General features: G+C 65.9%; 25 protein-coding genes and 1 pseudogene. 15 read left to right on the forward strand and 11 right to left on the reverse strand.

Annotated elements, in window-relative coordinates; translation table 11 throughout:
- The first annotated feature begins 104 nt into the window (after window positions 1-104).
- Genes treS through AC5Y7D_RS05830 form a run of 3 tightly spaced genes read left to right on the forward strand, consistent with a single transcriptional unit; the run spans window position 105 to window position 3,990 of the window.
- Window positions 105-1,898, forward strand: coding sequence for a maltose alpha-D-glucosyltransferase (gene treS, locus AC5Y7D_RS05820; RefSeq protein WP_499922353.1), 1,794 nt, complete (start codon window positions 105-107; stop codon window positions 1,896-1,898).
- Window positions 1,895-3,262 carry a maltokinase N-terminal cap-like domain-containing protein gene (locus AC5Y7D_RS05825; protein WP_499922354.1) on the forward strand — a complete coding sequence of 456 codons (1,368 nt, stop codon included), beginning with the start codon at window positions 1,895-1,897 and terminating at the stop codon, window positions 3,260-3,262. Before treS ends, AC5Y7D_RS05825 begins: the two co-directional genes overlap by 4 nt.
- A 47-nt stretch (window positions 3,263-3,309) precedes the next feature.
- Window positions 3,310-3,990, forward strand: coding sequence for a YoaK family protein (locus AC5Y7D_RS05830; RefSeq protein WP_499922355.1), 681 nt, complete (start codon window positions 3,310-3,312; stop codon window positions 3,988-3,990).
- 83 nt (window positions 3,991-4,073) lie between these two features.
- Here AC5Y7D_RS05830 and ag85C read toward each other — a convergent pair whose 3' ends face one another.
- The 5 genes from ag85C to AC5Y7D_RS05855 all read right to left on the reverse strand — a co-directional run bounded on the left by ag85C (window position 4,074) and on the right by AC5Y7D_RS05855 (window position 7,978).
- A complete protein-coding gene (gene ag85C, locus AC5Y7D_RS05835) occupies window positions 4,074-5,111 on the reverse strand; it encodes a diacylglycerol acyltransferase/mycolyltransferase Ag85C (RefSeq protein WP_499922356.1) in 1,038 nt (345 codons plus the stop codon).
- 224 nt (window positions 5,112-5,335) lie between these two features.
- Complete coding sequence (locus AC5Y7D_RS05840) at window positions 5,336-6,160, reverse strand: ABC transporter permease (protein WP_499922357.1); 825 nt, start codon at window positions 6,158-6,160, stop codon at window positions 5,336-5,338.
- Window positions 6,150-6,950 (reverse strand): ATP-binding cassette domain-containing protein, encoded by an 801-nt coding sequence (locus AC5Y7D_RS05845; RefSeq protein ID WP_499922358.1) that lies wholly within the window; start codon window positions 6,948-6,950, stop codon window positions 6,150-6,152. Before AC5Y7D_RS05845 ends, AC5Y7D_RS05840 begins: the two co-directional genes overlap by 11 nt.
- Window positions 6,947-7,402 carry a MarR family winged helix-turn-helix transcriptional regulator gene (locus AC5Y7D_RS05850; protein WP_499922359.1) on the reverse strand — a complete coding sequence of 152 codons (456 nt, stop codon included), beginning with the start codon at window positions 7,400-7,402 and terminating at the stop codon, window positions 6,947-6,949. The genes AC5Y7D_RS05845 and AC5Y7D_RS05850 overlap by 4 nt, the downstream gene beginning before the upstream one ends.
- A gap of 72 nt (window positions 7,403-7,474) precedes the next feature.
- The gene (locus AC5Y7D_RS05855) at window positions 7,475-7,978 is read right to left on the reverse strand and encodes a metallophosphoesterase family protein (protein WP_499922455.1); all 504 of its coding nucleotides are present in this window, start codon (window positions 7,976-7,978) and stop codon (window positions 7,475-7,477) included.
- Window positions 7,979-8,012: 34 nt separating this feature from the next.
- On the opposite strand from AC5Y7D_RS05855, the gene AC5Y7D_RS05860 reads away from it, so the two are divergent.
- Window positions 8,013-8,468 (forward strand): MaoC family dehydratase, encoded by a 456-nt coding sequence (locus AC5Y7D_RS05860; RefSeq protein WP_499922360.1) that lies wholly within the window; start codon window positions 8,013-8,015, stop codon window positions 8,466-8,468.
- Between the two features lie 79 nt (window positions 8,469-8,547).
- Here AC5Y7D_RS05860 and AC5Y7D_RS05865 read toward each other — a convergent pair whose 3' ends face one another.
- Window positions 8,548-9,843: an acyl-CoA dehydrogenase family protein gene (locus AC5Y7D_RS05865; protein WP_499922361.1), complete on the reverse strand. Its 1,296-nt coding sequence runs from the start codon at window positions 9,841-9,843 to the stop codon at window positions 8,548-8,550.
- Window positions 9,844-10,021: 178 nt separating this feature from the next.
- Between AC5Y7D_RS05865 and AC5Y7D_RS05870 the strand changes: the two genes are divergently transcribed.
- The 5 genes and pseudogenes from AC5Y7D_RS05870 to AC5Y7D_RS05890 all read left to right on the forward strand — a co-directional run bounded on the left by AC5Y7D_RS05870 (window position 10,022) and on the right by AC5Y7D_RS05890 (window position 11,729).
- Window positions 10,022-10,627: a GNAT family N-acetyltransferase gene (locus AC5Y7D_RS05870; RefSeq protein WP_499922362.1), complete on the forward strand. Its 606-nt coding sequence runs from the start codon at window positions 10,022-10,024 to the stop codon at window positions 10,625-10,627.
- Window positions 10,624-10,809, forward strand: coding sequence for an SDR family NAD(P)-dependent oxidoreductase (locus AC5Y7D_RS05875; RefSeq protein ID WP_499922363.1), 186 nt, complete (start codon window positions 10,624-10,626; stop codon window positions 10,807-10,809). Before AC5Y7D_RS05870 ends, AC5Y7D_RS05875 begins: the two co-directional genes overlap by 4 nt.
- Window positions 10,799-10,942: pseudogene (locus AC5Y7D_RS05880) on the forward strand (SDR family oxidoreductase); the annotation flags it as partial. The gene AC5Y7D_RS05875 and the pseudogene AC5Y7D_RS05880, both read left to right, overlap by 11 nt.
- A 34-nt stretch (window positions 10,943-10,976) precedes the next feature.
- Window positions 10,977-11,378 (forward strand): SDR family NAD(P)-dependent oxidoreductase, encoded by a 402-nt coding sequence (locus AC5Y7D_RS05885; protein ID WP_499922364.1) that lies wholly within the window; start codon window positions 10,977-10,979, stop codon window positions 11,376-11,378.
- Window positions 11,379-11,417: 39 nt separating this feature from the next.
- Complete coding sequence (locus AC5Y7D_RS05890) at window positions 11,418-11,729, forward strand: hypothetical protein (RefSeq protein ID WP_499922365.1); 312 nt, start codon at window positions 11,418-11,420, stop codon at window positions 11,727-11,729.
- On the opposite strand, the gene AC5Y7D_RS05895 is transcribed toward AC5Y7D_RS05890, so the two are convergent.
- Window positions 11,730-12,416 (reverse strand): TetR family transcriptional regulator, encoded by a 687-nt coding sequence (locus tag AC5Y7D_RS05895; protein ID WP_499922456.1) that lies wholly within the window; start codon window positions 12,414-12,416, stop codon window positions 11,730-11,732.
- Window positions 12,417-12,486: 70 nt separating this feature from the next.
- On the opposite strand from AC5Y7D_RS05895, the gene AC5Y7D_RS05900 reads away from it, so the two are divergent.
- The 4 genes from AC5Y7D_RS05900 to AC5Y7D_RS05915 all read left to right on the forward strand — a co-directional run bounded on the left by AC5Y7D_RS05900 (window position 12,487) and on the right by AC5Y7D_RS05915 (window position 16,402).
- Window positions 12,487-13,560 carry a ferredoxin reductase gene (locus tag AC5Y7D_RS05900; protein WP_499922366.1) on the forward strand — a complete coding sequence of 358 codons (1,074 nt, stop codon included), beginning with the start codon at window positions 12,487-12,489 and terminating at the stop codon, window positions 13,558-13,560.
- A 27-nt stretch (window positions 13,561-13,587) separates the two neighbouring features.
- The gene (locus AC5Y7D_RS05905) at window positions 13,588-14,694 is read left to right on the forward strand and encodes a fatty acid desaturase family protein (protein ID WP_499922367.1); all 1,107 of its coding nucleotides are present in this window, start codon (window positions 13,588-13,590) and stop codon (window positions 14,692-14,694) included.
- Window positions 14,695-14,807: 113 nt separating this feature from the next.
- Window positions 14,808-15,323, forward strand: coding sequence for an SRPBCC family protein (locus AC5Y7D_RS05910; RefSeq protein ID WP_499922368.1), 516 nt, complete (start codon window positions 14,808-14,810; stop codon window positions 15,321-15,323).
- The gene (locus AC5Y7D_RS05915) at window positions 15,323-16,402 is read left to right on the forward strand and encodes an LLM class flavin-dependent oxidoreductase (RefSeq protein ID WP_499922369.1); all 1,080 of its coding nucleotides are present in this window, start codon (window positions 15,323-15,325) and stop codon (window positions 16,400-16,402) included. Before AC5Y7D_RS05910 ends, AC5Y7D_RS05915 begins: the two co-directional genes overlap by 1 nt.
- Here AC5Y7D_RS05915 and AC5Y7D_RS05920 read toward each other — a convergent pair.
- Both AC5Y7D_RS05920 and AC5Y7D_RS05925 read right to left on the reverse strand, forming a co-directional pair.
- Window positions 16,368-17,471, reverse strand: coding sequence for a DUF1214 domain-containing protein (locus AC5Y7D_RS05920; protein WP_499922370.1), 1,104 nt, complete (start codon window positions 17,469-17,471; stop codon window positions 16,368-16,370). The two genes, AC5Y7D_RS05915 and AC5Y7D_RS05920, sit on opposite strands and share 35 nt — an antisense overlap.
- Entirely contained in the window at window positions 17,471-18,055 is a 585-nt protein-coding gene (locus AC5Y7D_RS05925) for a TetR/AcrR family transcriptional regulator (RefSeq protein WP_499922371.1), read from the reverse strand. Before AC5Y7D_RS05925 ends, AC5Y7D_RS05920 begins: the two co-directional genes overlap by 1 nt.
- A 28-nt stretch (window positions 18,056-18,083) precedes the next feature.
- Here AC5Y7D_RS05925 and AC5Y7D_RS05930 point away from each other — a divergent pair, with 28 nt between their 5' ends.
- Both AC5Y7D_RS05930 and AC5Y7D_RS05935 read left to right on the forward strand, forming a co-directional pair.
- Window positions 18,084-19,319: a sulfotransferase family protein gene (locus tag AC5Y7D_RS05930; protein WP_499922372.1), complete on the forward strand. Its 1,236-nt coding sequence runs from the start codon at window positions 18,084-18,086 to the stop codon at window positions 19,317-19,319.
- A 17-nt stretch (window positions 19,320-19,336) separates the two neighbouring features.
- Window positions 19,337-20,221, forward strand: a complete 885-nt coding sequence (locus AC5Y7D_RS05935; protein WP_499922373.1) for an alpha/beta fold hydrolase — start codon at window positions 19,337-19,339, stop codon at window positions 20,219-20,221.
- Here the strand turns inward: AC5Y7D_RS05935 and AC5Y7D_RS05940 are convergent.
- Together AC5Y7D_RS05940 and AC5Y7D_RS05945 are read right to left on the reverse strand one after the other, a co-directional pair.
- On the reverse strand, window positions 20,218-21,264 hold the full coding sequence (locus AC5Y7D_RS05940) for a zinc-binding dehydrogenase (protein WP_499922374.1): 1,047 nt from the start codon (window positions 21,262-21,264) through the stop codon (window positions 20,218-20,220). The genes AC5Y7D_RS05935 and AC5Y7D_RS05940 overlap by 4 nt on opposite strands.
- A 2-nt stretch (window positions 21,265-21,266) precedes the next feature.
- Window positions 21,267-21,479 carry a TOBE domain-containing protein gene (locus AC5Y7D_RS05945; protein ID WP_499922375.1) on the reverse strand — a complete coding sequence of 71 codons (213 nt, stop codon included), beginning with the start codon at window positions 21,477-21,479 and terminating at the stop codon, window positions 21,267-21,269.
- Between the last annotated feature and the right edge of the window lie 118 nt (window positions 21,480-21,597).

Raw genomic sequence — 21,597 nt, forward strand, 5'->3', positions numbered from 1 at the left:
CAATTCGTTTGGTGCTGGCCGTAATTCGGGGTCATGTTCGCAGATTCACTGCCCTCGGTGATTCTTAACCAGGTGCGTCGGGTACCCGTGGCATCGTGGATTTGATGAATGACGCGATAAGCGCCGCAAGGCAAGATCCCGTGCACCATCCAGCCGCGGGCAGTCACGTCGAAGGGGGTGTGGTCGAACACCCGACCGCCGAGGACTTCGACAACGCGGCTGCCCTGCCCGCCGATCCGACCTGGTTCAAGCACGCAGTCTTCTACGAGGTGCTGGTGCGGGCGTTCTTCGATTCGAACGCCGACGGTGCGGGTGACCTGCGCGGACTCATCGACCGTCTGGACTACCTGCAATGGCTCGGGGTCGACTGCCTCTGGCTGCCGCCGTTCTACGATTCGCCCCTACGCGACGGCGGCTACGACATCCGCGACTTTTACAAGGTCCTGCCCGAGTTCGGCACCGTCGAGGACTTCGTCGCGCTGATCGACGAGGCGCACGCGCGCGGGATCCGGGTGATCACCGACTTGGTGATGAATCACACATCCGAGTCGCACCCGTGGTTCCAGGAGTCCCGGCACGACCCCGACGGACCGTACGGCGACTACTACGTGTGGAGCGACACCAGCGAGAAGTACACCGACGCGCGAATCATCTTCGTCGACACCGAGGAATCGAATTGGACGTTCGATCCGGTGCGCCGCCAGTTCTACTGGCACCGCTTCTTCTCACACCAGCCGGACCTGAACTACGACAACCCCGCCGTTCAGGAAGCGATGATCGACGTCCTGCGGTTCTGGCTCGAGCTGGGCATCGACGGGTTCCGCCTGGACGCGGTGCCCTACCTGTTCGAGCGGGAAGGCACCAACTGCGAGAACCTGCCGGAGACGCACGCCTTTCTCAAGCGGGTGCGCAAGGTGGTCGACGACGAATATCCCGGGCGGGTCCTGCTGGCCGAGGCCAACCAGTGGCCGGCCGACGTCGTCGAATACTTCGGCGATCCCAGCACCGGGGGCGACGAATGCCACATGGCGTTCCACTTCCCGTTGATGCCGCGCATCTTCATGGCGGTGCGCAGGGAGTCCCGGTTTCCGATCTCCGAGATCCTGGCCCAGACGCCCGACATTCCGGACCTGGCCCAGTGGGGAATCTTCCTGCGCAATCACGACGAGCTGACGCTGGAGATGGTCAGTGACGAAGAGCGCGACTACATGTACGCGGAGTACGCGAAGGATCCGCGGATGAAGGCCAACGTCGGTATCCGGCGCCGGCTGGCGCCGCTGCTGGACAACGACCGCAACCAGATGCAGCTGTTCACCGCGCTGCTGTTGTCGCTGCCCGGTTCGCCGGTGCTGTACTACGGCGACGAGATCGGCATGGGCGACGTGATCTGGCTCGGTGACCGCGACGGAGTGCGGACTCCGATGCAGTGGACACCGGACCGCAACGCCGGATTCTCCACCGCCAACCCGGGTCGGCTCTACCTGCCGACCAACCAGGATTCCGTGTACGGCTACCAGGCGGTCAACGTCGAGGCCCAGCGGGATACGTCGACGTCGTTGCTGAACTGGACCCGCACCATGCTGGCGGTGCGCCGCCGGCACGACGCGTTCGCCGTCGGGTCATTTCACGAACTCGGCGGGTCCAATCCGTCGGTGCTGGCTTATGTGCGGGAAGTGCCGCGCGAGAACGCCGAAAACGACGTGGTGTTGTGTGTCAACAATCTGTCGCGGTTCCCTCAGCCGATCGAATTGAACCTGCAGCAGTGGAACAGCTACATCCCAATTGAACTCACCGGACAGGTGGAATTCCCGCGGATCGGGCACCTGCCCTATCTTCTGACGCTTCCAGGACACGGGTTCTACTGGTTCCAGCTGTCCGCATCCGAGGAGGACCGATGACCCGCTCCGCGACGATGATGCCCGCCAAACTGCCCTGGGCCGACTGGCTGCCGCAGCAACGCTGGTACGCCGGACGCAACCGCCGGCTGTCCACCGCCGACGCCGCCCTGGTCGTCCCGTTGCGCGACAACCTGGACCTGGTGCTGGTCGACGTCGGCTATGCCGACGGTTTCACCGAGCGCTACCAGGTGATCGTGGGCTGGGACACCGAGCCGGTCACCGAGTACAGCACCCTGGCCACCATCGGTTCGGTCGAAGACCACACCGGCTTCGACGCGTTGTACGACCCGTCGGCCGCGCAGTTCCTGCTGGCGCTGATCGACTCCGCGGCCGTTTCCGGCGAAGCCGAAACCCAGGTCAGGTTCTCCAAAGAGCCCGGCGCGCAATTGCCGCTGGACGCCTATCCCCGGGTGTCAGACGCCGAGCAGAGCAACACCAGCGTCATCTTCGACCGGGCCCCGAGCGCCATCTTCAAGGTGTTCCGCCGGGTCAGCCCCGGCGTGAATCCCGATATCGAACTCAACCGGGTGCTGGGACGGGCGGGCAACCCGCACGTGGCCAGACTGCTCGGCGCTTACGAGGTGGGACCGCCCGACGATCCCGACGCGTCGTCGCCGCTGGGCATGGTCACCGCGTTCGCCGCCAATGCGGCCGAGGGCTGGGCCATGGCCACCGCCAGCGTGCGCGACCTGTTCGCCGAGGGTGACCTCTATGCGCACGAGGTCGGCGGCGACTTCGCCGGCGAGTCCTACCGGCTCGGCGAGGCGGTGGCGTCCGTACATGCCAGCCTGGCCGAGACACTCGGGACGTCACAGACCGCGTTTCCGCTGGACCACGTGCTGTCGCGGCTGACGGCGGCCGTTGTCGCGGTTCCCGAACTCGAGCCGTACGCGGCGACGATCGAAGAACGATTCGGCAAGCTCGCCGAAGAGCAGATCTCCGTGCAGCGCGTGCACGGCGACCTGCACCTGGGGCAGGTGCTGCGCACCCCGGAGAGCTGGGTACTGATCGATTTCGAAGGCGAGCCGGGTCAGCCGCTGCAGGAGCGGCGCGCGCCCGACTCACCGTTGCGCGACGTGGCGGGGGTGCTGCGGTCCTACGAGTACGCGGCCTACGGGCCGCTGGTGGAGAATGCCGCCGACAAGCAGAAGGCGGCCCGGGCCCGGGAATGGGTCGAACGCAATCGCACCGCGTTCTGTGACGGGTATGCGGCCGCTTGCGGAGTCGACCCGCGGGATTCGGCGCTGCTGCTGGCCGCCTACGAGCTCGACAAGGCGGTCTACGAGGCCGGTTACGAGGCACGGCACCGGCCGACCTGGCTGCCGATTCCGCTGCGGTCGATTGCCCGGTTGACGGCGGCCTGATCCACGCTCGGTGAGCCGTAACCCCCAGGTTCTGGAAGCATGCTGGTGTGCAAAAAGAGATGTACGACAGCGAGGCCAGACTGGCGTGGGTTTTGGCTGCCCTGGCCGGGGTGCTCGGGGCCACCGCGTTCACCCACTCGGAGGGATACTTCGTCACGTTCATGACCGGCAACGCCCAGCGTGCGGTGCTGGGGGTGTTTCGTCACGACGTGACGCTGTCGTTGAGCGCCGGCGCGCTGCTGCTGTGCTTCGTCGCGGGTGTCATCGTCTCCTCGGTGTGCCGGCGCCGGTTCTGGGCGCAGCACCCGCACGGCCCGACCGTGCTGACCACGTTCTGTCTGATGTTCGCCACTGCACTTGACATCGTCCTGGGCGGGTGGGAGGAGTCGCTGCTCGACTTCGTGCCGATCATGTTCGTGGTGTTCGGGATCGGAGCGCTCAACACCTCTTTCGTCAAGGACGGCGAGGTGTCGGTGCCGTTGAGCTACGTGACGGGCACCCTGGTCAAGATGGGTCAGGGCATCGAGCGTCATATCGCCGGCGGGAGAATCGAGGACTGGTTCGGCTACTTCATGATGCTCGCGACCTTCATGCTCGGTGCCGCGATCGGCGGTGCCATCAGCCTGCTGGTCAGCGGTACTCAGATGCTCGGCGTCGCCGCGTTCGTGTGCGCGGTGACGACCTGCTACACGTACCTGCACGCCGACGAGCGCGGGTTGATGGGGTAGGCGGGCCGGCCGAACAGAAACATCGGCAGCAGCGCTGGCCGTTGCGCTGCTGCCGATGTGGTCCTGGTGGGCGATCGCCCGGTTCAGGCGCCGGTGGGGTTCCCCGGTGCCGGTGCCGGTGCCGGAGCCGGAGCCGGCGCGTTGACCGCGTTGATCACCTGCAGCATGTCGGGCTTCATGGCCATCAGCTGCTGGTTCCAGTAGTTCCAGGAGTGAGTTCCGTTGCCCGGGAACTGAAACACCCCGTTGCGTCCGCCGCTGGCCGCGTAGGTCTGCTGGAACTGCTGGTTGGTGCGCAGCGTCAGGCCCTCCAGGAATTTGGCCGGCATGTTGTCGCCGCCCAGGTCACTGGGTGTGCCGTTGCCGCAGTAGACCCAGATCCGGGTGTTGTTCGCGACCAGGCGCGGGATCTGCATCATCGGGTCGTTGCGCTTCCAGGCCGGGTCGGTGGACGGCCCCCACATGCTGTTGGCGTTGTAGCCGCCCGCGTCGTTCATGGCCAGTCCGATCAGGGTCGGCCACCAGCCCTCGGAGGGGTTGAGGAAGCCCGACAGCGACGCCGCGTAGGGGAACATCTGTGGGTAGTACGCCGCCATCACCAGTGCGGAACCGCCCGACATCGAAAGGCCTACCGCCGCATTGCCGACCGGTGACACTCCCTTGTTCGCCTGTAGCCAGGCGGGCATCTCGCGGGTGAGAAAGGTCTCCCATTTGTAGGTGTAGCTTTGGCCGTTGCCCTGAGAGGGCTGGTACCAGTCGCTGTAGAAGCTGGACTGGCCGCCGACCGGCATGATCACCGAGATCCCGGATCCGTAGAACTCCTCGAAGGCGGGCGTGTTGATGTCCCAGCCGCTGAAATCGTCCTGGGCGCGCAGGCCGTCCAGCAGGTACACCGAATGTGGTCCGCCGCCCTGGAATTGGACCCTGATGTTGCGGCCCATGGCCTGCGACGGGATCTGCAGGTACTCGACCGGCAGGCCCGGCCGGGAGAATGCGGCCGCGGTTGCCGAACCGCCGACCGCGCTGACCAGACCGGTCAGCAGCGCTGCGCCGATAGCGGCGATAGCCAACCTGCGAGGCATGGTTGTCGCTGCGCCACGCAGCTTTTCAACGAACTTCATCGTTTCTACCCATCCCAACTCTCAGCTGCCGCTTGTGCGGTGGAATCTGTTCTTGGGCGAGTGAAACACAGCCGGTCCGGCCGGCAGGCCCGTCGCGGCCGTAGCGGTTGGTCGCGGTTGGCTAACGATTAGGATTCGGGCCGGACACTCGTTGACCTGGTCGCATTCGGGTAACGACCGGTCACGATGATGTCACCGGGTCTGCTGTGGTGACGACGAACACGCTATGCGACCAGTCGGCGCAGAACCGTTGACGCCGTGATGATTCCGATTACCGGAGCCACCAGCAGCACGATGACGTCCACGATGTGGAACGGACTGCCGACCAGCAGCGCGCGTAGTACGTCGACCTCGTAACTGAGCGGATTGACCGTGCTAAGTGTGCGCAACCACCCGGGCATCACGTCGACCGGATACAGCGCGTTGGACGCGAAGAACAGGGGCATGGTGATGGCCTGACCGATGCCCATCAGGCGATCACGGTTACGCACCAGACCGGCCAAAGTCATTGATAAACAAGCAAAGAACGCCGCCCCGAGCATGACGGCAACCATCGCCGCCACAATCCGCAGCGGGTTGACGGTCAGCCCGATACCCATCACGTAGGCCAGTGCCAGCACTCCGACGACCTGTGCCACCGACCGCACGCCGGCTGCGAACGACTTGCCGGTGATGAGGGCTGACGCCGGCGCCGGTGTCACCAGCAGCTTGGCCAGGACGCCGGCGTCGCGGTCCCAAATGATTTGGATGCCATAGAAAATCGAGATGAACAGCGCCGACTGGGCGATGATTCCCGGCGCCAGGAATGCCTGATAGCTGACGTTTCCGGTGTCGATGACGTGCAGATGGCTGAACGTGGTGCCGAAGATCAGCAGCCACAGCGCGGGCTGCACCATCCTCATCACCAACTCGGTCCGGTCGTGCCGCAACTTCTGCAGTTCCACGATCGCGAATGCACCGACGCGACTCAACGTCGCTCTGGCCCTGTCCAATCCGTGCGGAGCCCGGATCAGGTCGACGGTAGGTGAGTAGCTGCGATCAACCGACACGGCGAGCAACCCTTCTGATGGAACGAATTTCGTGAATGTCGGACGCGTCTTCGGTGAGACTGGATGCCGAGTAGTGGCGGAACACGTCTTCCAGGGTGGCCTCCGGTGACAGCGCCGCCTTCAGTTCCTCGGGTGTCCCCACCGCCTGCAACGCGCCGTGATGCATCAGCGCGACCCGATCACACAGGGCATCCGCCTCTTCCATGTAATGGGTGGTCAGCAGCACCGTCATACCGAATTGCTCCTGCATCTGCCGGACCTGGCGCCATACGCCGTCGCGCGCGATCGGGTCCAGACCCACGGTCGGTTCGTCCAGCACGAGCAGCGAGGGCCGGTTGACCAGGGCTTGAGCCACTTCCAGGCGCCGCACCATGCCCCCGGAGTAGCTCGATGCCGGCTTCTCGGCGACGTCGAGCAGGTCCATCGCGGCCAGCGCCTGATCGACGCGCTCAGTGCGCTGGGCACGCGGGAGGCCGTACAGGCGGGCGAACCACGTCACGTTCTGCCGGCCGGTCAGCGCTGTTTCGATCGACAGCTGTTGCGGCACGTAGCCGATGTTGCTGCGGATGTCGATCGTCTGACTGCGCGCGTCCAGCCCGAAGATGCGCAGTTCGCCCTGCTGGACGGGCGCCAGTGTGGTCAGTACCCGAACAACGGTGGTCTTGCCGGCGCCGTTGGGACCCAGCAGGCCCACCGTCTCGCCGGGCCGCACCGAGAACGTCACATCGTCGACCGCGGTGTGCTGGCCGTAGCGATAGGTCAAGTGCCGGCAATCGATCGCATCGGTCATCTGCTTCGCTCCTGCAGCTTCTTGGTCATCCCCTCGAGCACCTCCAGCCCCTTGGCCAATACCCCGATCTGGTCGTCGTCAAGCTCGTCGAGCAGCTCGCTGAGCACCGCACGCCGGGTTGCCGCCGCCGCGTCCATCACCTGCTGAGCCGATTCGGTGAGCCGAAGCCGGCTCACCCGCCGGTCGGCCGGATCGGCGGTCCGTTCCAGCAAGCCGGCGCAGGACAGCTTGGACACCAGGGTGGAGGCGGTGTTGGGCACCAATCCCAATTCGGTGGCCGCGACACTGACCGACACACCCGGCCGGTGTGAGACCAGGCGCAACATCTCTGCCTGCGATTCGGAGAGTCGGCCGGACGGGTACCCCGTGCCGCCGGCACGCCGCAGCTGGCGGCGGAACCTGCCCAGGATCCGCGGTAGGTCAGCGGCCAGATCGGTTGTCGTCTTCAGCACGGTCTAAATAGCTCTGTAGGCGAGCTATTTATTCCCGGTACCCCGGCAGCGGCAACCTGCGCATCAACGACGTCATCGAGCCTGCGGCTCGAGCCGATGCAGGCTGACGTTCAGCGAAGCGTCCTCGATGGTTGCGGTCATGTAGGTGCAGAACGGTTGCCTGCGGCGATCGGTCGGCGAGCCGGGGTTCAACAGCCGCAGTCCGGTCGGCGTCGTGGTGTCCCAAGGTATGTGGCTGTGGCCGAACACCAACACGTCGGTCTCGGGGTAGAGCCGTGACATTCGCGTGTCCCGGCCGGCCGCACCGCCCGTCTCGTGCACCACGGTGAAGTGCAATCCGGCCAGGTCCGCGTCCGCGCGCTCGGGAAGCCGGGAGCGCAGCTCGTCGCCGTCGTTGTTGCCCCAGCACGCGATCAACCGGGTGGACGCGGCTTCGAGTCTGTCGAGCAGTTCCGGTGCCACCCAGTCGCCGGCGTGGATGACGACGTCAACCGCAGCGACCTCGTCCCATATCTGCGTGGGCAGGTCCCGGGCACGTTTCGGGACGTGGGTGTCGGTGATCAGCAGCAGCCGCATAAGTTCTATGCATACCCGGACCAGAGGAGAGACCATGCGCACCTTCGAGTCAGTCGCCGACCTCGCCGCCGCCGCGGGGGAGACCATCGGGCAGAGCGACTGGGTGACGATCAGTCAGGAAGAGGTCAACCTGTTCGCCGACGCCACCGGTGACCACCAGTGGATTCACGTCGATCCGGAGAGAGCCGCCGAAGGGCCGTTCGGGACCACCATCGCCCACGGGTTCATGACCCTGTCGCTGCTGCCGCGGCTGCAACACGACATGTACACGGTCAAGGGGATCAAACTGGCAATCAACTACGGCCTCAACAAAGTTCGATTCCCGGCTCCGGTGCCGGTGGGTTCGCGGGTGCGCGCGACGAGCTCACTTCTCAGCGTCGACGACGTCGGCGACGGCGCCGTGCAGGCCATCGTGTCGACGACCGTCGAGATCGAGGACTCGCCCAAGCCGGCCTGCGTGGCGGAAAGCATCGTCCGCTACATCACCTAAACGGCGCGAGCAGACGCAAAATCCCCCTTTGTAAGGCGCAAATTGGGGGCATTTGCGTCTGCTCGGCAGGGAACGCGCGTCAGAACTCGGCGATGGAGTGTTCCAGGCGGGCGGCTAACCGCGCCTCCGCCTCGGCCTTGCGCGTCGGGATGTGCTGCGACGGGAAAGGCGTTGTCACCGGCGTATATTCGCGCAGCGTGCGACGCGCCACCGTCATCTTGTGCAATTCGGTCGCACCGTCGGCGATGCCCAGGGACTCGGCTGCGACCAGCATCTTGACGAACGGCATCTCGTCGGAGACGCCGAGCGCACCGTGCAGATGCAGCGCGCGCTGAGCGACATCGTGCAGCACCTGCGGCATGGCCACTTTCACCGCCGCGATGTCCCGGCGCACCTTCTGGTAGTCGTGGTGCTTGTCGATCAGCCACGCCGTGCGCAACACCAGCAGCCGGAACTGTTCGATCTGGATCCAGCTGTCGGCGATCTTCTCCTGCGTCATCTGGAAGTCGGACAACCGGCCGTGCCGGGTCTGGCGGGACACGGCGCGCTCGCACATCATGTCGAAAGCCCTGCGGGCCAGCGCGATAGTACGCATCGCGTGATGAATCCGCCCGCCGCCGAGTCGGGTCTGCGCGATCATGAATGCCTGGCCTTCGCCGCCCAGCACGTGGTCGGCCGGCACCCGGACGTCGCGGTAGCGGACGTAGCCGTGGGTGGCCCGCTTCGCGGACTCCGCTCCCACGCCGACGTTGCGGATGATCTCGATCCCCGTCGTTTCGGCCGGCACGATGAACAGCGACATCTTCTCGTAAGTGCGGCCTTGGGGGTTGGTGACCGCCATGACGATGAAGAACGAGGCGTGTTTGGCGTTGGTGGAGAACCACTTCTCGCCGTTGATGATCCAGTCGTCACCGTCGCGGGTCGCCGAAGTGACGAACAGCCCCGGGTCCGATCCGCCCTGCGGTTCGGTCATCGAATAGCACGAGGTGATCTCGCCGTCCAGCAGCGGCTGCAGGTAGCGGGCCTTCTGCTGCTCGGTACCGAACAGCGCCAGAATCTCGGCATTGCCGGAATCCGGTGCCTGGCAACCGAAAACCGAAGGGGCCCAGCGTGAACGTCCGAGAATCTCGTTGAGCAGCGCCAGTTTGACCTGACCGAAGCCCTGTCCGCCGAGCTCAGGGCGCAGGTGTGCCGCCCACAACCCCTGCTCCTTGACCCGCTGCTGCAATGGGCGCAGCACCGCCATCATCTCGGCGTTCTGTTTCTCGTACGGGTCGAGCGCAACCAGGTCAAGCGGTTCGAGTTCCTCGACCATGAATTTCTCGACCCAGTCCAGCTTCGCCTGGTATTCCGGGTCCGTTTCGAAGTCCCACACCGTTGCCGCCGTTCCCCGGCGCCGCGTCGCACCGGCCTCGTTGATGGAGCGACACCAATCGTAAGAGCAGCACGATCCGGGCAGTTCGCCGGTGCGGAGAAGTCCATGCCGCCCCTGGTCGTCACACCCGCGCAGTCCAGGCTGGCGCGCCCAGCGGTACCCACCTACCGTGTGTGAGGTGACTCCACAGGCGCGTCCGGCGCGAAAAGCTGATATTCGTGAGTTGGGCCGCACCATGGGCCGCGCGTTCTTCGACGATCCGATTGCGATGTGGATCCTGCCCGACGATGACGCGCGCCGGAAGCACATGGGCCGAATCTTCGCCACGATGACCCGCCATCACCACCTGGCCGGCGGCGGCGTCGAGGTGGCTTGTGATGGACCGGGCATCGGCGCGGCCGCACTGTGGGATCCGCCGAATCGATGGCAGGAATCCCGGTGGGCGCAGTTCGCGCAGTTGCCCACGTTTCTGCGGGTCTTCGGCGCGCGGTCCCAACGCGGACGCACGGTGCAGGAGCTGATGAAGCGCGCCCATCCGGAAGAACCGCACTGGTACCTTGCCGCTATCGGCAGCGACCCGAGCGTGCGCGGCCAGGGCTTCGGTCAGGTGTTGATGCGGTCCCGGTTGCAGCGCTGCGACGCCGAGTACTGCCCCGCGTATCTCGAGTCGTCCAAGCCTGAAAATGTGCCCTACTACGAACGTTTCGGTTTCCGGGTGACCGGGGAGATCAAGATGCCCGACGGCGGGCCGATGTTGTGGCCGATGTGGCGCGATCCGCAGTGACCGGCTCGCGGTTTGCGAACAAAACCGCTTTCATCACCGGTGCGGCCGTCGGGCTCGGCCGGGCCTTCGCCGAGGCCATGACCGCGTACGGAGCCAATGTGGTGATCGCCGAGATCGACAACGCCGGTGCTGACCGGGGAATTGAAATTGCTTGGCGCCCGGGCGATCGCGGTGCCCTGTGACGTTGCCGACGAGCACCAGGTCGAGGCGGCGGTGGCGGAGTCGGTCGAAACATTCGGTGGCATAGACATTCTCATCAACAACGCCGCGCGCCACCTGATGAAGTACAACCAGCCGTTCGGCGCCCTGTCCCGCGACGACCTGCGCGGAATGTTTCGATGTGAACGCGATGGGTGTCGTCAATTGCACTCTGGCGTGCCGGGATTCGATGCGGGACCGCGGTGGCGGAGTGGTGCTGAACATGTCGTCGACGGCCGGATACTCGAGCAGCACCCCCTATGGCGTCTCCAAGCTCGCGGTGCGCGGGCTGACGGTCGCCTTCGCGAACGAACTCGCACCGGACCTTATCCGCGTCAACGCGATCGCCCCTGGACTGACCAACACCGAGAGCGCCCTTGCCGATGTGCCCCGCTCCCTTGCCCACGATTACATCCACGATCTGCAGTTGGTGCACCGGATGTGCACCATGGATGACGTAGTATCGGCGATGCTCTACCTGTGTTCGGACGAGGCATCGTTCATCACCGGTGAAACCCTCAAAGTCAGCGGCGGCTACCCGCTCTCGCTATAGACGGGTTTAGCTCCCAGGCCGCTGGGAAACGAGACGAACATGGAAACCGGCCCCGGCGACACACTGGACCCGAGCGAGTCCACCGACTCCGACGAGCTGCTCAACGACGACGGCGACATCGTCGTCGACCCGCCCGAGGGGTGGAGCGAGGCCGACAAGTTCGGTATGACCGCGCGTGAGGAACGCGAGGGTGAATCGCTGGATCAGCGGCTCGCCGAGGAAGAACCCGATGTCATACCGGATATCGAGCCGGTTGACGACATGCCGGGCCGTGCGCACCGCGGTCAGATCGACGGAGTCCCCGAGGACGGGCCGTCGTTGTTCCAGGTGGTCGACGAGGATGAGGTCTGATCAGGGTTCGCTTTTCCACGACGCGACACCGATGGTGATCATCCGGAGCTGCTTGACCGCGATCCGGTGAATCTCTTCCAGCGCTTCGGTGCTCTGGGCGTCCTCGATGGCCTCGGCCGTCACGATCATCGCGTTGACGAAAAGGCTTGCCAAGACGTTGAGATCCTCGGTGCTCCACTCGTTCAGCCGCGGGAAGCGGGCCAGGTCGGTCGCGAGTTCCGAGACGATCAGACGGATTTCCGTGCGAATGGCATAGCGCAGTACGGACACGCCGGTAGAGCGTTCGCGAGAGATGAAGCGCCAGTGCTCGCGCTTCTCGGCGACGCTGCCGATCAGGATCTCCACTGATGACTCGATGACCCGGCTGGGGTCCAGCTTGCCGGCGCGTGCGCCGCGCAGCGTGTCGCGCAGGCTGCGGAAGGACTCGTCGATCAGCACCAGACCCAGTGCCTCCATCGACTCGAAGTGGCGGTAGAACGCCGCCGGCACGATCCCGGCCTCCCGGGTTACCTCACGCAGGCTCAGCCCGCTGAAACTGCGGTCATTGAGCGCCTTGAGCGCCGCGGCGATGATCGCCCGCCGGGTTGCCTCTTTGCGTTCCTCGCGTGAGGGCGTGTCACGGGCGCCTTCGCGGCTCCGTTCCCGGCCCGAACGCCGCGATTGTGAGCTAGGAGTACGACTGTTCACTATGTGAACCCTAACACATAACCGGCGAAAACCCTTGACCACCTGCACCGACCGGTGTCACGGTGTACACATGTTCACTCAAACTTTCACTCGGACGATCGCCCAGCGAGTCCTGAGTTCCGACCTCGTTGATCTGCTCACCGGGCCGCACGGCGTCGACCGGTACACCGAGCTTGTCACGCCGACGTGGACCTCGGGTGAGGCCCGGGCCAAAGTGGTCGACGTGCGGCGCACCACGCCGCGCAGCGTCACGCTGACCTTGGCTCCAAACACCGCTTTCACCGACCGCTACCGCGCCCGGGCCGGGCAGTTCGTCAACGTGACCGTCGAGATCGATGGCCGGATGCACTCGCGGTGCTACTCACCGGCCAACGTCGAGGGCAGCACTGAAATCGAGCTGACCGTCGGCGTCCACGACGGCGGGCTGGTGTCGGGCTACCTCTACGAGCGGGCGCGTCGCGGCCTGGTCGTCGGTCTGGACGGCGTCGGCGGGGACTTCGTCCTGCCTGAGCAGCTGCCCGCTCGCATCCTTTTCATTTCCGGCGGTAGCGGGATCACCCCCGTGATGGCGATGCTGCGTACGCTCGTCGCCCGCGGCTACCCGGGCGAGGTGGCGTTCGTGCACTACGCCCGCACCCGCGAGGAAGCGTGCTACCGCGAGGAACTGGCGGCGATGCGCGGGGTTCGGGTGCTGCACGGGTTCACCCGTTCGGGTTCGGGTGATCTGAAAGGCCGCTTCGGTGCCGAGCATCTGGCCGCGGCGATGGATGCGCCCGACGCGGTGTTCGTCTGCGGCCCAGACGCTTTGGTGGACGCCGTCAAAGGTCTCTGTGAAAATGTGTTCACTGAAAGTTTCGTGCCGCCGGTGTTCGCGCCGCCGGCGAATCCGACGGGCGGCCGAGTCAGTTTCGCCGGCAGCAAGGTCGACGTCACCGACGACGGTCGGTCGTTGCTCGAACAGGCCGAATCGGCCGGCCTGAAGCCACAGAACGGATGCCGGATGGGCATCTGCCACACCTGCACCCGCCGCAAGACCTCCGGCACCGTGCGCAATCTGATCACCGGCGCCGTCTCCACCGCACCCGACGAGGACGTGCAGATCTGCGTCACCGTTCCGGTCGGCGACGTCGAGCTCGCCCTTTAGCCACTACACCCTTCTAGGAGAAAAACCATGTCACAGAACAAGATCACGCTGACCAAGGAGCAGGCCGACGCGTTCGGCCGAGAGCTCGACGCCATCAGGGAGCGAGTCTTGGCCGACCTCGGCCAAGAGGATGCCGAGTACATCCGAAAGGTCATCAAGACCCAGCGCGCCTTCGAAGTCGGCGGCCGCGCGTTGTTGTTCCTGCCGCCCGCCTGGTTGCTGGGCACCGGCATGCTGGGCATCGCGAAGATTCTCGACAACATGGAGATCGGCCACAACATCATGCACGGGCAGTACGACTGGATGCGTGACCCGACGATCTCCGGCCGCGACTTCGAGTGGGACAGCGCTTGCCCGTCGGACCAGTGGCGGCACTCCCACAACTACATGCACCACACCCACACCAACATCCTGGGCATGGACCGCGACATCGGCTACGGCATCCTGCGGATGAGCGAGGACCAGCGCTGGCAACCGTACTTCTTGGGCAATCCGGTCTACGCCTTCCTACTGATGGTGCTGTTCCAGTACGGCGTCGCGCTGCACGAGCTGGAAACCGAGCGCATCCGCTCCGGTGAGATCAAGCTGCGTGACAAGCGTGAGACGCTGCGCGAGATCTGGAAAAAGGTCCGCCGGCAGACGCTGAAGGACTACGTCGCATTCCCGCTGCTGGCCGGCCCGTTCGCGCCGTTCGTCTTCACCGGGAACCTGACCGCCAACCTGATGCGCAACGTGTGGTCGTACACGATCATCTTCTGTGGCCACTTCCCGGAGGGCACCCAGGAATTCACCGTCGAAGAGACAGCGGGCGAGTCCCGCGGCCAGTGGTACTTCCGCCAGGTGCTCGGTTCGGCGAACCTGACCGGCGGCAGAATCTTCCACGTGCTGTCCGGCAACCTGTCGTTCCAGATCGAGCACCACTTGTTCCCCGACATGCCTGCCCGCCGGTACGCCGAGATTGCGCCCGAGGTTCAGGAAATCTGCGAGCGCTACGGCGTCCCCTACAACAAGGGCCCGTTGCTCAAGCAGTTCGGCACCGTGGTCCGCAAGATCGTCCGGCTCAGCGTTCCGGACGCGTGGCACCGGCGGCCGAAGGCGCCGGCGCCCGCCGAGCTGGAATTGGTGGCTGCTTAAGCGTTGCATCGAGCCTGAACTGACGGCGCCGAGACTGCGTCCAGGGTGTGTCATTTCGACATCGAGCCACCCTGGACGCAGTCTCGCGGCATTTTCGGGTGGACAATGGCCAAGTGGAATGGACCGGCGCGCGATATTCGGACAAACCGACGGTGGAATCCTCGACGTGGGTCGATGCCGAGCCGCAGCGAGTCTGGAGCCTGGTCTCCGATATCGAGTTGATGCCGACCCTCAGCAATGAGTTGCAATCGGTGGCGTGGCTGGACGGAGTCAGTGAGCCGCGCGTCGGCGCCCGGTTCGTCGGGCACAACGAACACGACGCATTCGGACGCTGGAGCACCACGTCACAGATCGTGGCCTTCGACCGGCCCCGCGAGTTCGCCTGGGCCGTAGGCGAACCCGAGTGCCCGGCAGCGACCTGGCGATTCCGGTTGACCCCGCGCGACGGCGGCACCGTGCTGTCGTTCTGGACACAGATGGGCCCGGGCCGTTCGGGTTTGTCCAACGCCATCGATGCGATGCCGGACAAGGAACAGAAGATCGTGTTCGTGCGCCTGCGGGAGTTCGAGGCGGCGATCGACAAGACCCTGGCGGCGATCAAGAGACTGGCCGAACACGGGGTGCGGTGATGCGAACCGCGACCACCGTCGAATTCTCGGCGGGTGCCGGGGAAACGGCGGATTTCGTGGTCGAGGCCGAGCGGCTCGGCCTGGACATGTGCTGGGTGGCCGAGGCCTGGGGGACCGACGCCCCGTCGGCGCTGGGTTATCTCGCGAGCCGTACCGACGCGATGCTGCTGGGATCCGGGGTCATGCAGGTCGGAACCCGTTCGCCGGTGCTCGTCGCCGCGACGGCGATCACCTTGTCCAACCTTTCGGGCGGCCGATTCCTGCTGGGCCTGGGTGCCTCCGGTCCCCAGGTCATCGAGGGCCTGCACGGCATCGCCTTCGACAGGCCGCTGTCGCGCATCCGGGAGACCGTCGAGATCGTCCGGCAGGTCTTCGAGGGCGGCAAGATCTCCTACTCCGGCAGGGAGTTCCAGATTCCGCGTCCGGGCGGTGAGGCGAAGCCGATGCGCTTGTCGACCCGCCCGGAGCATCCGATCCCGATTTACCTGGCCACGCTCTCACCGGCCATGCTGCGACTCACCGGCCAGCTTGCCGACGGCTGGCTGGGCACCAGCTTCGTCCCGGAAGGCGCCGGCCAGGCCTATTTCGCCCACCTGGACGAGGGCCTGGCCGCCGCCGGCCGCAGCCGCGCCGACCTGGACATCTGCCAGGGCGCCGAGGTCGCTTTCGCGGCCGACGAGGATGTCCTGCGTGACATGGTCGCCGGGCGCAAGACGGAACTGGCGTTCAGCCTCGGCGGAATGGGTTCGGCCAGCACCAACTTCTACAACCAGGCCTACAGTCGGCAGGGCTGGAGCGACGTGGCCGCCGCGGTGCGGGAACGCTGGCAGGCCGGCGACCGCCCGGGCGCCGCGGCGCTGATCACCGACGAGATGGTCTTGGCCACAACGCTGATCGGTACCGAGGCGATGGTGCGTGACCGGCTGGTGGTGTGGCGTGCTGCGGGCGTGAACACCGTGCGGCTGTACCCCGCGGGCGAGACACTCAGCGAAAAGCTCGACACACTGGGCCGGGCGATCGAGTTGGTGCATGAGGCGGCGTCGGTCAGCGCACCTGCATCGGCGCCGCCGACACCTTGACCAGCCGCACCTCGGGGCGCGCCGGCACCCCCTCGGCAAGGAACCACCGGAACGCCAGGTTCCCGCGCGGATAGCCCAGTGTCGTCAGCGAATTCGGGTGAGCCGTGGCCGCAGCGGACAACACGATCGTCACCGACCCGTCGCTGTTCGGGACCGCGCTGTGTCCGTTGACAGAGCAGCGCGCGTCGCCGGCCCCATAGGTGGCCATGAACTGGTTCCACACCACCAGGTTCCAGAACCGGCACGACGGCGGTCGGTGCGTGATGACCAGCGCCTCGTCCTCGCCGAGCACGAAGCTGCCATAGGCATAGCACGCGTCGCGCGCCGACCAGCCGAAGTTGGCGTCCGGGACCTGATAGGGCTCCGCGAATTCGTTTGCCGCATGGGCAACTTCGTGCCCAAGCGAATGGGCGTCGTCGGCGCGCGTCCCGACCGGCAGCGGCACGATGGCGAACATGGTGCGCATCCACGTGGTTGCCGCACGCAGTCTGGCGGCGGTCTCGGCGTCACCGTGCCGTATCGGCTCCGGCTCGTCGAGTGCCTCGATATGCCAGACCACGGGCCGCCCGGTCAGCGGGTCGGCCTGGTAGTCGCGCGTCATCAGCGTGGCAGCGTCGGGTGTCGGGGGGAACTCGAACGAGAAGTTGCCGTCGGCGTCGATGTCGAGGTCGCTGTCGCGGATGATCGCGACCACCCGGTCCGACCACGCGCCGGGTGCCGGCTCGTTGTACGCCGTCACAGAGAAGTAGACGCTGTCACCCTTGTTGCCGCTGATGCGGTAGCGACGGTCCGGATCGACCGGGCACATGTAGTAGTAGGCGTCGGTGTTGTCGCCGCCCCACCGGCGGTCGCGCCGAAAGGGCGTATTGACCGCCATGAACTGGGGGCGGCCCGGTTCGGGGAACAGGTAGCTGTCGAGCGCCACCCCGAGTGTGGCGCCGAGCATGCGGTAGCCGTCGCCAACGTGCCGGTCATCGGTCACCGCGCGGTCGCCCTCGAGGAATGATCGATCGAGTTCGGTGAGGGTGCTGAGCAAGTCGCGCCAGGCGGCTGTCGATTCGTGCGTCATCATGGGGTTCCTCTCCGGATTCCGTCCAGCAGCAACGTCGTGGTGCGCTCGATCCAGGTGTCGTCGAGTGCCGTGGGACGGGTGAGCAGGCCCAGCAACGCGATGCCGGCGATCGCCTCGGCCAGTTCGGGCGCGGCCACATCGGGGCGCACCTCACCCCGCGCCACGGCCTTCGCGAGCAAGCCACTGAGCCCGCCGCCGATCAGACCGGCAAAGCGTTCCAGCAGCGCCGAATGCAGGGTCGGGTCTGCGGCCATTTCTCCGATCAGCCCGGGCAGTGCCGCCTTGGCGGCCGGAGTGCTCAGCACAGCCATTGTGCGGCACAGCATTTCGCGTACATCGCCGCGCAGCGAGCCGGTGTCCGGAATGTCCGTCGCGGCGCCGATCGGGAACACCGCCTCATGCACGAGGTGCGCCTTGCTCGGCCAGCGCCGGTAGATCGCCGGCTTGCTCGTTCCCGCCCGCCGGGCGATCGCCGAGACCAATAGGCCGGGGTAGCCGGTGTCGGCCAGTAGTTCGGCGGTGGCGCTCAGGACGGCCGCGTCGATACGCGGATCGCGAGGCCGGCCGGAGTCTTCAACCATTACGAAACTGAGAGTAACATAATTTGCCGTGACCGACGCCGTTCGCCTGGACGATCTCGCCCGGCCCCGCTTCAGCGCCGAGGCGCAGCCGATCCTGGACATGATGGCCGCGCTGGCCCCCGACTGCCCACTCGACGCAGATGATTTGTGCGCCAGGGCAATTGCGGATACCGGCCTGGCCGACTTCGGTCCCGGCGACTATCGGGAACGGCTCGACGTCTACCTGCAGGCGTTGCGGGAGATTGACGGACTGCACCCGGCGGGGCGGGTCAACTTCTACGGGCAGCTGCTGCAATTGCTGAAGAACCGGCTGCTGCTGGCCGACCTGCTGTACCGCCACCCCGAGATCCACGACATCCAACTGCGCTCGCCGGTGGTGATCGCCGGACTGCCCCGCACCGGCACCACCCATCTGCACAATCTGCTGGCGTCGGCGCCCACCTTCCGCACCATGCCGTACTGGGAGAGCAACGAGCCTTTCCCGCTGCCCTCCGAAGCGGGTATCCAACCCGATCCGCGGCGTGCCCGGATGGATGTTGCGGTCAGCGTGATCAATCTGGTGATGCCGCATTTCGCGCTCATGCACGAGATGACCACCGATCACGTTCACGAAGAGATCCAGTTGCTGGCCAACGACTTCTCGACAATGCTCTTCGAAACGCTGGCCCATGTGCCGCGGTGGCGCTACTATTACCAGGCGCACGATCAGACGCCGCACTACCGCTACCTCGCCACGCAGCTCAAGGCGATGCAGTTGCTGCGCGGGGGGCGACGGTGGCTGCTCAAGTCGCCGCAGCATCTCGAGCAGGTGCCGGTGCTGAATCGGGTGTTCCCGGACAGCATCGTCGTCTTCACCCACCGCGATCCGGTGCCGGTCGCGCTGTCGATGGTCGCCATGATCACCTACTCCGCGCGCATGCACCGCTCGCCGGTGGCGGTGCAGCAGATCGCCCGGTATTGGATTGACCGCCTGGAACAGATGCTCAACGCGCTGGTCCGCGATCGCGACACCCTTGGTCCCGACCGCTCGATCGACATCCGGTTCGACGACTTCATGACCGACGAACTCGGCGTCGCCCAGCGGGTATACGAATTGGCCGGGGAGCCGTTCACCGAGCAGGCGCGGGCCGCCGTCACCGGCTACCTGGCCGGCCACCAGCGCGGCCGCCTGGGCACCGTTGCCACGTCCTTCGAGATGTTCGGGCTGGCCGAGGACGACCTGCGGGCTCGGTTCGCGCCCTATGTCGAGCGCTTCCTCACCTAGGACTACGTTCATCAGACATGATCACCATGCCGGCCCTGGAAGGCGTCGAACACCGATACATCGATGTGGGAGGCGGCGTCACCATCCACGTCGCCGATGCCGGGCCGGCCGACGGGCCGGCCGTGATGCTCGTGCACGGCTTTCCGGAGAACTGGTGGGAGTGGCACGAACTGATCGGTCCGCTGGCCGCCGACGGCTACCGGGTGCTGTGCCCCGACCTGCGCGGCTCGGGCTGGAGCTCGGCGCCGCGGTCGACGTACACCAAGGACGAGATGGCCGGTGACCTCGCGAAGGTACTGGACGAATTGGGCGTCGCCACGGTCAAGCTCGCCGCGCACGACTGGGGCGGACCGGTGGCCTTCATCCTGATGCTGCGCCACCCCGAGAAGGTCACCGGCTTCTTCGGCATGAACACCGTCGCGCCCTGGGTCAAGCGCGATCTGTCGTCGGTCCGCAACATCTGGCGGCTCTGGTACCAGATCCCGATCTCGCTGCCGATGGTCGGGCCGCGCCTGCTCAGCGATCCGAAGGCCCGATTCGCCCGTGGCCTGGGGAAGTGGGTCGGCGGGGGCTACACCATTCCCGACGAAGACATCCGCCTCTACATCGACTGCATGCGCCAGCCCGGGCACGCGGAGGCCGGCTCGCGGTGGTACCGGTCGTTTCAGACCGGGGAGATGCTGCGCTGGATGCGTGGTGAATTCGCGCACGCTCGCGTCGAGGTACCGGTCCGGTGGCTCACCGGCACCCAGGATCCGGTGATCACACCGGATCTGACCGACGGATATGCCGACCACATCAGCGACTTCGAGGTCGAGCTGGTCGACGGGGTGGGTCATTGGATCGTCGGTCAGCGGCCCGATCTGGTGCTGGACCGGTTACGCGCCTTCCTGCGTCTCTAGCCGGGACGGACCAGGATCCGGATCGGGTTGCCCTCCTGGCGCTCCAGCTTCTCGATGCCGGCATGGATGTCCTCGAGCGCCACCACCTCGCTGATGGAACGCGAAAGGTCAAGGCGCCCATAGGAAACCAGCTTGGCCAGGGTCTCGATGTCCACGTTCTGGTAGCCCAGGTGGCCCAGCGCCTGCTTGCGGCTCAACCCGAACATGGCGGTGGGCCCGACCGTCGGTGACTCCGCGCTCATGCCGACACCGACCAGCCGGCCACCGGCGGTCAGGGAGTCCAGGGCCTGCTCGAAGGTCACCTTGAGCCCGACGGCGTCGAACGCGACGTCCAGCTTGCGGCCGCCGGTGACCTCGGCGAGCTTGTCCTGCAAGCGGTCGTCGCGAGTGTCGAACGCGTAGTCCGCACCGATCTCAAGCGCGCGCTCCAGCACGGCGGGGTTGATGTCGAGGGCGATCACCGGTACCGCACCGACCAGTTTGGCGAGCTGGACGATGTGGGTGCCGACCCCGCCGACGCCCCAGACCCCGACCGACTCCCCGATCGCGACCTTGCCGGTGCGTACCACGGCGCCGAACGGGGTGGAAACCGCGTCGGCCAGGATCGCCGCCTGTTCGAGTGGCACGTTGTCGGGCACCCTGGTCAGGCCGGCCGCCTGCGCCAGGGTGTATTCGGCCCACGCGCCGTCGTAGGCGAACGCCATCAGCTGAATTCGCAGGCAATTGACGACGTCGCCACGTCGGCAGTTCGGGCAGGTCTGGCAGGGGCGGCCGGCCGCGACCACCACCCGGTCGCCCTCGGCCCACCCGGTCACCTCCGGCCCCAGTTTCGCGATGGTGCCGGAAGCTTCGTGGCCCTGGGTCACCACTGGCGTCTGGGGCGGGAAGGTGCCGTTGATCAGGCTCAGGTCCGAATGACAGATCCCGCAGAACGCCACCTTGACCAGAACCTCGCCGGGGCCGGGCTCCGGAATCGGAACATCCTCGAGCACAACTCTTCTGGTGTCGGCATAGAAGCGTTCGGCGCGCATGGTGGCTGGCATGGCTACTCGACGCCGATGGTGACTTCGGTCGACTTGATGAATACGGTGGCCGGCTGACCGACCTTCAGGCCCAGGTCCTGCGCGGCGTCCTTGGTGATCGAGGACGTGACGATCTGATCGCCACCGTCGAGCCGAATCTTGATGATTGCCATCACGCTGCCGAGGTCGACGTCGGTGATGGTGCCCTTGAGTTGGTTTCTGGTCGATAGGCGCATGTTGGTGTCCTCCGGGGATCTAGTGTGCAATCGCGAACTTCAGTGTGCTTCCACGGCGGGTTCCTCGCGAGAACAACGCCGTGGACGCACACTCAAATCTGTTGGCTGTCAACGCAAG

The organism is Mycobacterium sp. NGS49 (assembly GCF_059812565.1).

Coding starts and splice junctions, on each gene's coding strand:
- AC5Y7D_RS05940 (WP_499922374.1), bottom strand. CDS start 21,264: ATGCCAGCCACCATGCGCGCCGAACGCTTCTATGCCGACACCAGAAGA.
- AC5Y7D_RS05890 (WP_499922365.1), top strand. CDS start 11,418: ATGGAAACCGGCCCCGGCGACACACTGGACCCGAGCGAGTCCACCGAC.
- AC5Y7D_RS05915 (WP_499922369.1), top strand. CDS start 15,323: ATGCGAACCGCGACCACCGTCGAATTCTCGGCGGGTGCCGGGGAAACG.
- AC5Y7D_RS05825 (WP_499922354.1), top strand. CDS start 1,895: ATGACCCGCTCCGCGACGATGATGCCCGCCAAACTGCCCTGGGCCGAC.
- AC5Y7D_RS05900 (WP_499922366.1), top strand. CDS start 12,487: ATGTTCACTCAAACTTTCACTCGGACGATCGCCCAGCGAGTCCTGAGT.
- AC5Y7D_RS05925 (WP_499922371.1), bottom strand. CDS start 18,055: ATGGTTGAAGACTCCGGCCGGCCTCGCGATCCGCGTATCGACGCGGCC.
- AC5Y7D_RS05860 (WP_499922360.1), top strand. CDS start 8,013: ATGCGCACCTTCGAGTCAGTCGCCGACCTCGCCGCCGCCGCGGGGGAG.
- AC5Y7D_RS05855 (WP_499922455.1), bottom strand. CDS start 7,978: ATGCGGCTGCTGCTGATCACCGACACCCACGTCCCGAAACGTGCCCGG.
- AC5Y7D_RS05885 (WP_499922364.1), top strand. CDS start 10,977: ATGGGTGTCGTCAATTGCACTCTGGCGTGCCGGGATTCGATGCGGGAC.
- AC5Y7D_RS05945 (WP_499922375.1), bottom strand. CDS start 21,479: ATGCGCCTATCGACCAGAAACCAACTCAAGGGCACCATCACCGACGTC.
- AC5Y7D_RS05905 (WP_499922367.1), top strand. CDS start 13,588: ATGTCACAGAACAAGATCACGCTGACCAAGGAGCAGGCCGACGCGTTC.
- AC5Y7D_RS05845 (WP_499922358.1), bottom strand. CDS start 6,950: ATGACCGATGCGATCGATTGCCGGCACTTGACCTATCGCTACGGCCAG.
- ag85C (WP_499922356.1), bottom strand. CDS start 5,111: ATGAAGTTCGTTGAAAAGCTGCGTGGCGCAGCGACAACCATGCCTCGC.
- AC5Y7D_RS05935 (WP_499922373.1), top strand. CDS start 19,337: ATGATCACCATGCCGGCCCTGGAAGGCGTCGAACACCGATACATCGAT.
- treS (WP_499922353.1), top strand. CDS start 105: ATGAATGACGCGATAAGCGCCGCAAGGCAAGATCCCGTGCACCATCCA.
- AC5Y7D_RS05920 (WP_499922370.1), bottom strand. CDS start 17,471: ATGACGCACGAATCGACAGCCGCCTGGCGCGACTTGCTCAGCACCCTC.